This is a genomic window from Vibrio atypicus (assembly GCF_009811315.1).
Lineage (GTDB): Bacteria > Pseudomonadota > Gammaproteobacteria > Enterobacterales > Vibrionaceae > Vibrio > Vibrio atypicus.
In genome coordinates this window covers 304,134-317,704 of sequence record NZ_BLID01000003.1, presented here as the reverse complement: position 1 = coordinate 317,704, position 13,571 = coordinate 304,134, and the positions used below count along the sequence as shown (strand labels likewise).

The following is a 13,571-nucleotide window of genomic DNA, read 5'->3' as shown; positions in this document are numbered from 1 at the left end:
AGGTAAAATAGTGACAGGCGCGGTATTTCTCGATTTCTATCTCAATCTAGATTCCAAATTAATGAGTGAAAGCTGTCAATTTCACCATACTTGCATATTATTTCTCGAGGCAAATTAAGAAGGTAATAACAATGACAAAGCCTCAAATAAAATGCGTAATTTTTGATTGTGACGGAACGCTTGTTGACAGTGAGCGTTTGTGTTGCGAAGCACTGTGTAAAGTGTTCAATGATTTTGGCGCGAATTTGTCCATGATAGATGCGATCAACCACTTTGAAGGAGGGAAGCTCGCTGATATTCTCGCTAAGACAAAACAAAGGTTAGGCGTTAAAGTGTCGATTGACCGCTTAGAGCCACTCTATCGTGAATATCTTGATGAGCTATTTGAAAGCCAACTCAAACCTATGGAAGGTATTTTTGAGTTACTAGTGTTACTTGATAGTAAAGATGTTGAATACTGCGTTGCTTCTAATGGACCAAGAGACAAGATTGAAAGAGCACTTCAACTAACCGGGTTATTACCAGCTTTCAAAGGTAAAATTTTTTCAGCGTTTGATACTAACAGTTGGAAACCCGAGCCTGATCTGGTTATGTATAGTGCAATGAACATGGGGTTTCGCCTTGAAGAGTGCCTATACGTAGATGATACCCCTAAAGGACTTGAAGCGGGTGTTAGAGCAGGAGTGAAAACTGTTCATCTCATTGGATTAAATGAGCGAGGGCATTCTCTAGAATTAGAGAAAATAAAGAGCCTACGAGAATTAGAGTTATGTATATAAAAAAAGCCGCTAGCAATTACTAGCGGCTTTTTTTAGTGGTAAGCGTGATTAGTACTAACGCGCGTCATTCTGCTTTGAATCAGAAGCTGCACCGGAGGTTGGTGCACAACGATTTTATCCACATCTTCAAAAAAAGAACCACACTCCGCACAAAGCATATTGTTCTTATCTGAAAGTAGGTATTCTTCACTGCCACATAGTGGACAACAAAGTGATTTATCTTGGCTCCGTGATGACGACATAGCGAGTTTCTCCTGCAGCAAAAGAGAGCGAACGAATCGCAAGTATAAATTTATATTATGGTTATTCTGGCATCCAACACTTTAAGTTATCTGTTTTCAGCTGTGCTTATAAACTAGCCGCTAGTGACGCGATTCGATAGAGAGTTATCCAAATAATGGGAAGCAATTCATGTAATCTTGAAATTAACCTTTAAAAAAATGCCATGTTGTATAAAATGGTATGAAATACCATAAAGGTGATCAACGTGAAACGCTATTATCTATTTCCACTAATTCTTCTTGTGTTCGGTTGCGGCAAGCAGCCTGAACAAGCCATTCAACAGGTAGATACTCCAGTTAAATCCGTTAAATCCGTTAAGTACGTCGTATCAGAGTATCAAAACTTTCAACAAGTGAGGCAGTTTGGAGGAGAAGTCAAAAGTGCAACGACTTCACCATTAAGCTTCAAAGTCTCAGGAACGATTGAAGACATCGCTATCAAAAAAGGGCAGGTCATCGAAAAAGGCCAACTGATAGCGTCTCTGGAGAAAGAAGAGTTTCAGCTCTCTTTAGACAAAGCGAAAGCATCCCTCGGTTCTTCCTACGCGGCTTACTTTCAAGCTAATGATCAGTATGAACGTGCACAGAAGCTAAAGGAAAAAGGGTTTGTCTCGGATTCCGAATTGCTCACAATTAAAGCTGAGTTAGATGCAAAACAACAACAAATGAAGTTAGCGCAATCTGACGTCAACAATGCGGTACTGAGTTTGTCGAGAACGGAATTACATGCTCCTTTTTCTGGGCTCGTCAGTGCAGTTTATTTAGATTCCTATACCAAAGTTTCCTCTGGGACGACCGTTGTTGAATTGATTAGCTCCAACACCTATCAGGTCGACTTTTTAGTACCAGAATCTCTAATTGGTGAAGTCTCATTTGGTGATGAATTAAAAGTGACGATACCTGCACTTGAAAACACTCAGCTCACGGGCGTGGTATCAGAGATTGGTGCGGTGGTTGAGAAGGGCAATGCTTACAGTGTCACTCTGTTGCTTAATGAAGCGCACAAAGTTTTACGCAATGGTATGTCAGCAAATGTTGACTTCACAATTGGTAATCAGCGAGAGAAAGTCGTGCTACTTCCTATCAATGCATTTAACTTTAATGATACATACGCGAATCACCCCAATCAAAATGCCGCTATTTACATCATTAATGAGCAAAGCAAGTTAGAGAAACGTTATGTTGAAGTTCGACGTAATATTAACAGCCAAGTTGTCGTACTAAGCAATTTAACCGCGGGTGAAAAAGTGGTAGTCGCAGGGGTACCTTATCTGTTCGAAGGTCAACAAGTTACTCTTTGGAAGGGCATTTAGGGGCTGCTATGTATAAGTTAACAGAGCTTGCGCTTAAGTATAAGCGGTTTACTCAGGTATTCTTATTGTTCTTACTGGTGATTGGCTACAAATCTTTTGTAGGCGCACCGAGTAAAGAAGATCCTGAAATACTCATTCGTAATGCCATTGTCATCGCACAATTTCCTGGCATGTCACCTGAAAGAATAGAAAACTTCATTACAAAGCCTTTAGAGCGCGAAATAAAGCAGATCCCAGAAGTCACCGAGATCAAATCAATGTCGCGAACAGGTATGGTTAAAATCACGGTTTCTGTACATGATCGTCACTTCAACCTTCAGCCGATTTGGGACAATTTACGCAATCGGATGGAATCCATCAAATCAGAACTGCCAAGTGGTACACAAGGGCCTTTCGTAAACGACGAATTTGGGCAAGTCTACTCAGCAACGATTGCCTTGACCGGTGATGGGTTCGAACAACGCGAACTAAATAAGATCGCAGAACAGTTGCAAGACAACTTAAGCAGTCGTCCGACCGTATCTCAAGTAGAGTTATATGGAGTAAATGAAGAACGGATTTGGATCAAAGCAAAAACGAATGCGCTAGAGAATGAAAAGTACCAATTTAAACAGGTCATTCAAGCGCTTCAGGCTCGGAACGTTTTATTACCTGGCGGAAAAATAGAGACCGAAAGCTTAGAGGTAGAAATCGAGCCTTCAGGTAACTTTCAAAGCGTTGACGATATTCTTAACCTTGATCTTTATGTGCGTGATTTAGAAAAAACCATTTTCTTGCGCGATTTAGCCGATGTTTATCGCGGGTATCAAGAGCCATTTAACACACCTGTATATTTTAATGGCAAGCCTGCAATCATTATCGCTGCTGCAATGATCGATGAAATTCGTAGTGAAGATTTTGGTGAAGACATCCAGAGCTTTGTAGATTTTCAACAGCAAAACCTCCCATTAGGAATGAACTTGCAGTTGGCAACTTTCCAACCAGAGAAAGTCGATGCTGCCGTTCAATCGGCGACAAGTAACCTGTTGCAAACTATCGCCGTCGTACTCTCAGTCGTGATGCTGTTTCTTGGGCTAAGAATGGGCTTGATTGTCGGAAGCATCGTTCCTTTGACCATTCTCATGACCATAATTTGCATGTCGCTTTGGGGCGTCGAACTGCAACGAATGTCAATTGCGGCGATCATAATTGCGCTCGGTTTGTTAGTTGATAATGGTATTGTCATTGCTGAATACATCAAGACGAAGATAAGCGAAGGTGTTGATAGGACAGAAGCGGCGATCGGCGCATCGAAAGCTATGGCTGTACCTCTCCTCACTTCTTCTTTGACGACAATTCTGGCATTCATGCCGCTAATGCTTGCGCAAGATGTGACGGGCGAATATCTGCGCTCATTATCACAAGTCATTACATTAGCGTTATTAAGCTCTTGGTTTCTATGTTTATTTGCTACGCCAGTAATGTGCGTATGGTTCATCAGTCAACAACCAATCAAACAAGTAGAGACCAAGCCATCACCATTCGTTAATGCTTATCGCAGCATCATTACATCAATCCTTAATTTTCGGATCAGATTTATCGCTTCCATTTTGCTGGCATTTGTCTTGGCGATTTATGGTTTTAAGTTTGTTACGGTTCAGTTTATGCCCGGTTCAGAGCGTAATCAGTACCTTGTTTTTGTTGACCTACCTGCGGGTACTAAAGCAACGGAGACGTCAAAGGTCACACAGCGCCTAAATGACTGGTTGTTGGACTCAAACGAGAATCCTGGAGTAACCAGCACAGTCGCGTACGTTGGCGATGGAGGTCCACGTTTTTTTTTAGCGCTTTCTCCGATAGATCGCGCGCCTAATCGTGCTTTTGTCGTTGTAAATACACAAGATGTCGAATCCGCGCTCGAAATGGTTGATAAAACAAACCAGTTCTTTATTACGGATATGCCTGAAGCGAGTGGGCAGGCAAAAAGGATGTGGTTAGGCGGCACCGAACTAGGATTGGTTGAATACCAGGTCGTCGGCGAGGATATCCAAACACTCCAGCGAATTTCGTTGGAGATTGACCAAGCACTACGCAAAGTCCCTGGGACGGTAGGCATTCGAAATGATTGGGAGAACAATGTTCCTAAATTATTGATAAATGTCGATCAAGCCGCTGCATTACGAGCGGGCGTTTCAAGTAGAGATATCGCACAAAGCTTAGATGGTTACCTGCGCGGAAGTGAAATAACGAGCTTTAGAGATGATTCCGATGTCATCCCTATTATGGTCAGTGGTTCAGAAGCGGATAAAGCACTCGATAGACTCTTTTCGGCTCAAATTGTCTCGACAGGGGCAGGTGCGGCCTTACCTTTGATTCAAATTGCTAAAATCGAAGCGAAAAGTGAGCCTTCTGTGATTCGTCGATTCAACCTTGAACGCACGGTTACTATCAGTGTGAAACACGCTACTTTACAAGCTAGTGAGTTAAATAAGTTAGTTGGACCAACACTTGATCAAATTGAGCTACCACCTGGATATAGATTAATGCTCGGCGGAGAGTTAAAGGGAGCGAGTAAAGCCAATGGTGCGCTATTCGGTTACTTACCGCAATGCTTTGCCGTTATGATTTTATTGTTGCTTCTACAATTTAATTCAATTCGAAGACCTGCAATCATATTGATGACGATTCCACTATCAATCATAGGGGCTTCAGTAGGACTTCTAATTATCGATGCCTATTTCACCTTTCCAGCCATGCTCGGTATATTTAGCTTAGCTGGAATCATAATAAACAACGGCATTGTTTTAATTGATTGTATAGAACAGCAAAGAGAGAAAGGAAATTCTGTAAACGTAGCGATTGTGGAAGCATGTATCGAACGATTCAGGCCCATTTTGATGACAACATTAACAACGATCCTTGGTTTGCTTCCGTTAGCCATATCGGGTGGAGAGTTCTGGTACTCCATGTCAATTGTGATGATTTTTGGTATGGCCGTTGGAACTGTTTTGACTCTTGGGGTTGTACCTGTGCTCTACAGCCTTCTTTTTAGAGAGAAGAGCGCTGAATTGAAACTTGCAGCACAATAAATTAGAGCCCCCAAAACATGGGGGCTCTTTTTATTTGGGGCTTGCTTGGTCAACAAATTCCAATATGGTTGAGACCAAACGTTTTATTGCGGGCTGCCAGTCAGTCCCAGAAGCCAGTTTCGCGACACAGAAACGAACGTAATTCTGAAATTGGTTATCTGTTCCAAAGACGGTACCTGGAAGTATGCTTATTTTTTGCTGTTGTAGCGTTAAATAGAGTTGGTAGCTATCGATTTCGCTTGGCAATTGAACCCATAGCAAAAATGAGCCTTGAACTGGATAAACTCGATACCTATTCCTCAAACCGTTGTGTAAATCCATCTCTTGCGTAAATAGGTGTAAGAAGCGTCTTACATTGCTTTGATACTGCCTGCGCATTCGTGACGTGTGTGTTCGGTACTTTCCTGAAGTCAGAAACGCTGCGACTGCAGACTGCATCAGGTTGAGGCTTCCCATATTGTCACACAGCAAATACTTTTCGATTGGAGCTCGAAACCTACCCGCTAGCATCCATCCGATACGAAGGCGTGAATCGAGAGTTTTTGATAAAGAGCTGACATAAATGACTCGCTCTAGAGTATCGAGCTTATACAAACTTGGTAAATTCTCATCAAAACAAAGACCTCCAAACACATCATCTTCAATAATGGGAATCGCCCCCGAGCAATTGAGCAGCTGGTGGCGCCGCTCTAGCGGCATAAGTGATCCTGTTGGGTTTGTAAAATTTGGAGTAACAATGATGGCTTTGATATCCCATTTGGACGCTGCATCTTTAAGAGCAATAGGGTCCATGCCGTCACGTGGACAGCTTGGTATCTCAACAACCTTAAGCCCAAGAGATTCAAGTAGTAGTAAGTTACCGAAATAACAGGGAGACTCAACGGCAACAATGTCACCTGACTGCGTCAGTGCTCTTAAGGCCAAGCTTATTGATTGTTGAGCGCCGTGAGTAACTAACAGTTCATCAATATTGACTGGTATACCGAGGTCTTGGGTAATCTTCGCGAGTTGTTTTACCAGTAATTCATCGCCAGGTGGAAGTTGATAATGGCTTGGAATATGTGATTGTTGTCGACTGTGCCGTCCTATCTCTGCATATAAGGATTTAATCGCTGGAGCATCAATATTTGGATGGGCTGAACCTAAAGGCAGTCGCTCTTTGTAACTTGGGTAACTCAGGATACCTTTACACACCGATAATAAATCAACTTGTGTCGGTTGATTACGCTGTTTTAAATTGGGGACAGTGTGAATGACGTGATAGCCTGATTTGGGAACGGCATAGACTAAAGCTTGCGCCTCAAGTTCCTGGTAAGCCCTTATCACTGTATTTTTGCTAACGCCTAGGGTCTCGCTCAGTTGTCGAATTGAAGGGAGCTTATCGTCATGTTTAAACAGCTCGCTCGCGATCAACGTTCTTAAGTGCTCCTCAACACGCAAATATTTGTTACTGGCTCTTCGACTCAGATCTGTACCCATAAAAACACGTCCATCTGTCACTATATCTTCTAACTGTACCCACATACATTAACAACACATCAGGAAAATTTACAGTTAAAGGAGCAATAGATGGCGATACGGCTGATACCTTTTGTGTTTGTACTTTTATGGGCGTCAGGCTTTGTTGGGGCTCGATTTGGGCTACAGTATGCAGAACCTGCAACGTTGCTTACGATACGAATGTTAGCCAATGTACTGCTCTTTGTCGCCCTAGTAATCATCTTACGCCGCAGAGTGCCAACTGGGATAGACTTACTACATTGCGCATTGGTCGGTTTATTTATTCATGGGTTTTATCTAGGTGGTAGTTATTTAGCGATCAGTCTTGGTATGCCTGCGGGATTGAGCAGTCTACTTGTCGGGACTCAGCCCATTCTAACGGCGGTATTGTTGGTCGCTTTCTCGAAACAAGAATTCAAACTTTCTCAGTGGCTAGGTCTAGCTATGGGCTTTATTGGAATTAGCTTTGTATTGATGGGGAAGATGGAGTGGCAATCCGAAACAGATAAGTTTGCGGCGATTGGTGCGTGTATTGTCTCTTTAGTCGGGATCACATTGGGGGCCTTATACCAGAAAAAATATTGTCATAACGTCGATATGGTTGGTAGTGCAATGGTTCAGTATTTAGCAGCAGGTTTACTATTTTTGCCCGTATCCATTTCGTTTGAAACAATGGAAGTGGATTGGTCTATCCCGTTTATTCTAACGTTAGCTTGGTTAGTCATTGTACTGTCATGTATCGCCGTCTTGCTTTTGTTGTACATGGTAAAACATGGCGCTTCATCGAGCGTAGCATCTGTTTTTTATCTCGTACCGCCAACAACAGCAGTTCAAGCTTGGTTAATCTTTGGTGAGTCATTTGATTGGATGGGAGGGATAGGTTTTGCCTTTGCTGCGCTAGCTGTTTATCTCGTAGCCAAAAAACCAGATTTTACTTTGCCAAAACTAAGGCTAGGTTCAGTAAAAAACTAATATAAAAAAGCCTGCGAATGCAGGCTATTTTATTGTTAAGTTCGCTTAGCTAAGTACGCTTCGTAGTCAGGAATTTCAATATCAACTTCTTGCTCCATCAACTCTGATTCAAACAAAAACTTAGCAGTCGCTCTGTTGGTGGCGACTGGAATATTCCACACACTAGCGATACGGAGTAGTGCTTTAACATCAGGATCGTGTGGCACAGCGTTTAGCGGATCCCAGAAGAAAACTAAAACGTCAATTTTACCTTCTGAAATTAGGGCGCCAAGCTGTTGATCTCCCCCCATAGGTCCGCTGATCATAGATTTTATTGCAAGACCTGTATCCTTGCTTAACATCGTACCGGTTGTACCCGTCGCATATAAAAAGTGTCTTTGAAGTTTTTCTTTGTTCTCATTTACCCAGCGAAGTAATTCTGGCTTGCAGTTATCATGAGCGACTAGTGCGACATGTTTGTGTGCGGGTATTGTACGAGTTGTCTTTTCCATTCAGACTTCCTAATTGTTTTTGTTATAGACGTAAAATGTAGGTCGATATTCAGAAGGTGACAACGACTGAGAGATCACCTTGCGATTTAATTTGTTAGGCGTCAAAGCTTCAATTACTGGAGCTTCAACTCGATTATAAGGCTTATTGGTTAAATACTTAACCGCTTGTATTACAGATAGTCGACCTTGCTCAACCATTTTATCTGTTGGAGCGAATTCTACACGTTTGCGTAGAAGTCCTCGGTATACGCCATGACTCAAATAAGTTGAAACCAAACCAATTTCGTTAGTTTTACCAGTAGTGCGTAATTCACTAATAGCCGCTTCAATCGCTACGGCGCTACCAACGATATAATCGAGTTGCTCGTTATCTATTGCTTTCTGAACCAGGTTACGTTGTAACTCTTTGTCGTTATCTGCCCATAGCGTATCAACGATTTGAATGTCACTATCTTCTATTGCTGAATAGAACCCTTTAAGTACTGGCTTAGTCCCACCACTTGATTGTGGCCCGGGTAGTAGTGCAATATTTGCAATACCAGAACCTTTAGGGTGTTTTTCTTTTAAATACTGCCCCGTGTAATAGCCCATCCAGTACCAATCCACACCAACGATACCTTTTAACACTTCGCTATTGAAATCATCCAACAGTAGTTGGTTAACTGTGGCAAAAATTGGGATTGAGCCAGTAAGTGGGCGTAAAGAGCTGTAATACAAATCAGGTGATACTGTACCGAGAATAATTGCGTCTGCGTCCCAACGTACACACAGCTGTAGATGTTCTCTCTGCCTATCAAAGTTCATGTATCCACCAGCTTCAAGAACGCGTAAATCAATGTTTTGATTCTTTGCCTCATCGACCATTCCATAATTAACAGACAGCCAATAAGAATCCTTAAGATGAGGGTAGATAGCACAAATTCTGAGCGGTTCTTGTGCAGCAACGCCGTTACTTGCGATCGACAAAAGAAGGCCGAAAATAGCGAACATTCGTTTTGGAACTGATGAGATCAAAGACACGTGGTATTTCATTGGTAAATAAGGGGTAAACACTGCAAAATATAGCCCATTCTAGCAGACATAAGAAGTGAAGTATCTCGATGTTATTAGCGAAAGCCAGTATTGGACGCAAGTTATTGTTCGCATTTTTAGCAATGGCGTTACTGGTTCTAATTTCAGCATTGATTGGTGTGTTTGGTTTTAGCTCGGTTGCCAAAACGGAGCGAAATGTTGTAAACACCGCAATTCCATCAATGATTGAAGCACGTCAGGTGTCAGAGTTAAGTACACGTATCATTTCATCAGTGCAGGCGCTCTCAAATGCTAAAAATGAACAGCAGCGTCAACAGTCAGGCAAAGAGCTATTCTCACAACTTGAGTCTCTGTTAACTCATATAAAATCCCTAGGTTCTGACTCTTTCGATTCTAAGCTACTAACAAAGCTAGAAGCGGATGTTCAGCATGTTATCGATACGCTTGCACAATTGGGGATTGTCGTGGAGCGTCGACTATTCCTTGATGAAGACTTGAAAATAAGGACTGGAGAGTTACGCAATTTAGCGTCTGAGCTTGAGCAATTGACGCGCACACAAGTCTCCAATACATCAACTATCGCGGTAGCAAACGTCACTCATATCTATGATCTTCTGGAAGCAAATAAGATCGACTCGGCGTACCAAGCCTTAGATACCCTAGTCGAAGTAGATTTGGACTTAGCGGAACGTTTACACGAACTGCACCTGTTAGCATTCAAAATGCTTAACCATATCGAAGAAACTCGAACTATTTCTGATATTGATCGGATACGAACCATTCGCCAAGAGTTTGTCAGCAACTTAAACATCATGAAGAGACGGGTAAAAGCGGTAGAAGATCCAACTCGATCGATTCAGATGAATGACTTACTAGAAAAGCTTAGTCAACGTGAAGTAGTGTTTGATGTACTACTTAAACGCTATGACAACGAACAATCCGCTCAGCAATTTATGCAAGATACACTCAAACAGTTCGCGGATTTGAACACGACAGTAAGTAAGCTCGTCGATGAATCTAACATAGGCACAACTCGAGCAGTGGAAGAGCTCAAAACGACGCTCAATTACGCACAGCTGACTCTGACTATTATCACAGTCTTAGGTATGGTTATAGTTGTACTAATCGTTTGGAAAGTTGTCTATGTATCGGTATTAAAGCGTTTAGCAGAATACTCGTCGGCATTATCCTCAATTGCCCAAGGTCAGTTAAAAGTCGACGTTACTGTCAAGGGAAATGACGAACTTGCGCATATGGGCCAGGCAATCATCACAGCAAGAAACACAGCGCAAGCACTAAAGGTAGTGGCAGAAAGTGAAGTGAAAGCCAAACGTGAGCTACAAGAACATAAAGAGCATCTAGAAGAACTTGTCACTGAACGAACTTTCCAGCTACAGCAAGCAAACGAGCGCCTAAATGAGGAAGTTATTAACCACAACCAAGCTCGCCAACAAGCAGAGCAAGCCAGTCGCGCAAAATCTGCCTTCCTAGCAACCATGAGCCATGAAATACGCACTCCAATGAATGGTGTTCTTGGTACAGCTCGCTTACTCAAAGATCAAGGACTTGATAGCCAACAGAGCTACTATGTCGATGTAATCAATCGAAGTGGCAGTACGCTACTGGCGATTCTAAATGATGTTTTGGACTACTCGAAAATCGAAGCGGGCCACCTAGAGATCCGTAAAATAGATTTCAACTTAAAAGCGATGGTAGAAGATGTTGAACAACTCCTAGATGGCAGAGCTAAAGAAAAGCAACTTGAAATAAGTAGCGTTATTGACGGAGAGCTCGATACGTTTTGGAAAGGGGATGTCACTCGAATCAGCCAGGTACTAAACAATTTAGTGGGCAATGCGATCAAATTTACAGACCATGGACACGTCGATATCTATGTCGCACATGACCCAGAAGATGAAGAGAAGGTATTGTTTGAAGTCTCTGACTCTGGGATCGGTATTTCAGAAAAAGAACAAGAGACACTGTTTGATGCCTTTACACAAGCGTCTGGTGGTTTAGGAACCAAAGGCGGCACGGGCCTTGGACTCGCGATAAGTAAGAAAATCGTTGAAGCTATGGGTGGCGATTTGTGTGTCGAATCGGTAAGTGGTGAAGGGAGTCGATTCTGGTTTAGCATTCCACTAGAACAAGGAAATGTTGTCCAAGCGAGTGACAGTGTCACTAGCTGTACACTGCGTGCCAAGGTACTGTTAGTAGAAGATAATCCAGTGAACTGCTTAGTTGCCGAAGGCTTTTTAAATAGCTTAGGACACGAAGTAGATACAGCGGTTGATGGTGCCACAGCGAAGCGCTTATTTGCTGACTTCAAGTATGATATAGCACTTTTGGACATTAACTTACCCGATTGCAATGGCATCGAGTTAATGGCCGAACTGCGCGATATAGAGCAGAGCGAAAATGTCGAACATATCACCCCAATTGTTGCTGTCTCGGCGCACGTTTTTAATGAAGAGGTCGAAAGTTACCTTGCTGCTGGGTTTGATGGTTATCTGGCAAAACCTTTAGATAAAGACGATTTGTGCCGTTTAATTCAAAATCGATTGGAAAACAAACCACTATTACTCCCACAAGACGAGTGTACAGATAACGAAGAGGTCCAAATGGAATCGAGAAAAATTATAGATAGTCACGTTGTTGAATCGGATTTATCGGTACTAGGGCAAAGCAAAATGCGAGAGATCGCTGTGTTATTTGACAATGGATGTGATGAGATTTTACGTAACATGAAAATTGCCTCAACATCCGGTAATGGACAAGAAATGAAGCAACTTGCACACAAATTGAAAGGTTCGGCCGGGAGCTTAGGTCTACTTGCATTATTTGACATGTGTTTGAAGATTGAAAAAGACAATGACCCTGTTAATTGTTATCTTGAAAATGACAAAACACTGTTTGATCTATCATTACTATCAAAACAAGCACTATCGGAACTTATTGATTAAGGAAGAATAATGGCGTTAATTGAATCTTCAAACCTTGTAATGCGAGCTATATCAGAAGGAGACTGGCCTCTATTTGAACGCCTGCATCAAGACGAAGAAGTCATTAGATACGCTTTTGATAAACCAAGTGTTGATCAGATTCGTGAGCGATTTGAAAGCCGGCTTCCTATCTGGTCATGGGGGAGCGAGCACTGGTTGTGCTTAGTTATTATCGATAAGCTTTCCAATCAACCAATTGGCGTCACCGGACTGTGCCAGGCCGAGAACAACACAAATCATGTGGAAGTAGGTTATCTATTGTTACCAGAGTTTCATGGCAAAGGTTACGGCACTGAATCCTTGTTAGCATTGGTAAAACACGCAAAATTGCATTTCCCTATCGAACAAATCAATGCCATTGTTACAGACGGCAATGTAGCTTCATGTAAGGTATTAGAGAAAGTTGGTTTCGTCCTGCGTGAACGTGATCCAAACGCATATCAAATCGGTGGTATTGATTACGATGACTTGCTCTACTGCTATCAAGTTTAATGATAGAGGTAGTAAACACTAAGCGCAGACAATGTCAGCAATATCTGCGCAGTATAATATGTCACCATAATTACGTGGCGAGAAAACGCAGAACTACTTCTGAATCGGTCTATCGCCAGCACGACATCAGAAACAATGAATACAATTGCCCCCATGGCACCATAGCCAGCTAGCGGTTCTCTCACATCTATCCAGACTTCAATTGCGCCCCAAGCCATGATGAGTATCGCTAAGCTATAGACCGCAACTGGGATTTTCATGCTATCAAGTGATGGCAATAGTAGTAGATAGGTTATTAATCCCAGACTAAATAGGATCGCAGGAACCCAGAAGGTGAAGTGATCGTCAGTTTGAGTAAAGAAGGCAACGCTGTAAATAAGGTGGGCGGTTAAAAAACTGATTAAACCTGGCAGAAATTTGTCCTTGGGGTGCATTAAAAACAGATCACCAATAGAACACGCGATCAACCCTAAACCAATCCAAAACGCATAGCTCCCGGCCAATGAACCCGTCGAGAAAACCAAATACGCCATAAGTAAGATAGGTGTTGCTTTAGTGGCATAGAAAATCCACTTAGGGCTTCGTTCGATACTCCAAACATGAACAACGCACAAGACAACAATAAAAAACCACATACACCT

Annotated in this window: 11 protein-coding genes; 6 read left to right on the top strand and 5 right to left on the bottom strand. The window is 42.3% G+C overall.

Translation table 11 applies throughout. The features are described 5' to 3' along the window. The first annotated feature begins 131 nt into the window (after positions 1 to 131). Positions 132 to 779, top strand: a complete 648-nt coding sequence (locus tag GVO60_RS08675) for an HAD-IA family hydrolase (protein WP_159652963.1) — start codon at positions 132 to 134, stop codon at positions 777 to 779. A 32-nt stretch (positions 780 to 811) separates the two neighbouring features. Here GVO60_RS08675 and GVO60_RS08670 read toward each other — a convergent pair whose 3' ends face one another. Beyond that, on the bottom strand, positions 812 to 1,021 hold the full coding sequence (locus GVO60_RS08670; RefSeq protein WP_159652961.1) for a hypothetical protein: 210 nt from the start codon (positions 1,019 to 1,021) through the stop codon (positions 812 to 814). 245 nt (positions 1,022 to 1,266) lie between these two features. Between GVO60_RS08670 and GVO60_RS08665 the strand changes: the two genes are divergently transcribed. Together GVO60_RS08665 and GVO60_RS08660 are read left to right on the top strand one after the other, a co-directional pair. Continuing rightward, entirely contained in the window at positions 1,267 to 2,373 is a 1,107-nt protein-coding gene (locus tag GVO60_RS08665; RefSeq protein WP_159652959.1) for an efflux RND transporter periplasmic adaptor subunit, read from the top strand. Positions 2,374 to 2,381: 8 nt separating this feature from the next. Further along, a complete protein-coding gene (locus GVO60_RS08660) occupies positions 2,382 to 5,441 on the top strand; it encodes an efflux RND transporter permease subunit (protein ID WP_159652957.1) in 3,060 nt (1,019 codons plus the stop codon). A 30-nt stretch (positions 5,442 to 5,471) separates the two neighbouring features. On the opposite strand, the gene GVO60_RS08655 is transcribed toward GVO60_RS08660, so the two are convergent. Continuing rightward, positions 5,472 to 6,920, bottom strand: coding sequence for an aminotransferase-like domain-containing protein (locus GVO60_RS08655; RefSeq protein ID WP_159652955.1), 1,449 nt, complete (start codon positions 6,918 to 6,920; stop codon positions 5,472 to 5,474). Positions 6,921 to 7,010: 90 nt separating this feature from the next. Here GVO60_RS08655 and GVO60_RS08650 point away from each other — a divergent pair, with 90 nt between their 5' ends. Beyond that, positions 7,011 to 7,913, top strand: a complete 903-nt coding sequence (locus tag GVO60_RS08650) for a DMT family transporter (protein ID WP_159652953.1) — start codon at positions 7,011 to 7,013, stop codon at positions 7,911 to 7,913. 35 nt (positions 7,914 to 7,948) lie between these two features. Here the strand turns inward: GVO60_RS08650 and GVO60_RS08645 are convergent, their stop codons facing one another. Beyond that, a complete protein-coding gene (locus GVO60_RS08645) occupies positions 7,949 to 8,404 on the bottom strand; it encodes a methylglyoxal synthase (RefSeq protein ID WP_159652951.1) in 456 nt (151 codons plus the stop codon). 9 nt (positions 8,405 to 8,413) lie between these two features. Then, positions 8,414 to 9,394 (bottom strand): TMAO reductase system periplasmic protein TorT, encoded by a 981-nt coding sequence (gene torT / locus GVO60_RS08640; protein WP_371862440.1) that lies wholly within the window; start codon positions 9,392 to 9,394, stop codon positions 8,414 to 8,416. A gap of 110 nt (positions 9,395 to 9,504) precedes the next feature. Here torT and torS point away from each other — a divergent pair, with 110 nt between their 5' ends. Together torS and GVO60_RS08630 are read left to right on the top strand one after the other, a co-directional pair. After that, on the top strand, positions 9,505 to 12,399 hold the full coding sequence (gene torS, locus GVO60_RS08635; RefSeq protein ID WP_159652947.1) for a TMAO reductase system sensor histidine kinase/response regulator TorS: 2,895 nt from the start codon (positions 9,505 to 9,507) through the stop codon (positions 12,397 to 12,399). Between the two features lie 9 nt (positions 12,400 to 12,408). After that, positions 12,409 to 12,930 (top strand): GNAT family N-acetyltransferase, encoded by a 522-nt coding sequence (locus GVO60_RS08630; RefSeq protein WP_159652945.1) that lies wholly within the window; start codon positions 12,409 to 12,411, stop codon positions 12,928 to 12,930. On the opposite strand, the gene GVO60_RS08625 is transcribed toward GVO60_RS08630, so the two are convergent. Further along, positions 12,927 to 13,565: a lysoplasmalogenase gene (locus GVO60_RS08625; RefSeq protein ID WP_159652943.1), complete on the bottom strand. Its 639-nt coding sequence runs from the start codon at positions 13,563 to 13,565 to the stop codon at positions 12,927 to 12,929. The genes GVO60_RS08630 and GVO60_RS08625 overlap by 4 nt on opposite strands. Positions 13,566 to 13,571 lie beyond the last annotated feature (6 nt).

Excerpts from the sequence above, each read along its gene's own strand:
- GVO60_RS08655 (WP_159652955.1), bottom strand. The coding sequence starts at position 6,920 with ATGGGTACAGATCTGAGTCGAAGAGCCAGTAACAAATATTTGCGTGTT.
- torT (WP_371862440.1), bottom strand. The coding sequence starts at position 9,394 with ATGTTCGCTATTTTCGGCCTTCTTTTGTCGATCGCAAGTAACGGCGTT.
- GVO60_RS08660 (WP_159652957.1), top strand. The coding sequence starts at position 2,382 with ATGTATAAGTTAACAGAGCTTGCGCTTAAGTATAAGCGGTTTACTCAG.
- GVO60_RS08625 (WP_159652943.1), bottom strand. The coding sequence starts at position 13,565 with ATGTGGTTTTTTATTGTTGTCTTGTGCGTTGTTCATGTTTGGAGTATC.
- torS (WP_159652947.1), top strand. The coding sequence starts at position 9,505 with ATGTTATTAGCGAAAGCCAGTATTGGACGCAAGTTATTGTTCGCATTT.
- GVO60_RS08630 (WP_159652945.1), top strand. The coding sequence starts at position 12,409 with ATGGCGTTAATTGAATCTTCAAACCTTGTAATGCGAGCTATATCAGAA.
- GVO60_RS08675 (WP_159652963.1), top strand. The coding sequence starts at position 132 with ATGACAAAGCCTCAAATAAAATGCGTAATTTTTGATTGTGACGGAACG.
- GVO60_RS08670 (WP_159652961.1), bottom strand. The coding sequence starts at position 1,021 with ATGTCGTCATCACGGAGCCAAGATAAATCACTTTGTTGTCCACTATGT.
- GVO60_RS08650 (WP_159652953.1), top strand. The coding sequence starts at position 7,011 with ATGGCGATACGGCTGATACCTTTTGTGTTTGTACTTTTATGGGCGTCA.
- GVO60_RS08645 (WP_159652951.1), bottom strand. The coding sequence starts at position 8,404 with ATGGAAAAGACAACTCGTACAATACCCGCACACAAACATGTCGCACTA.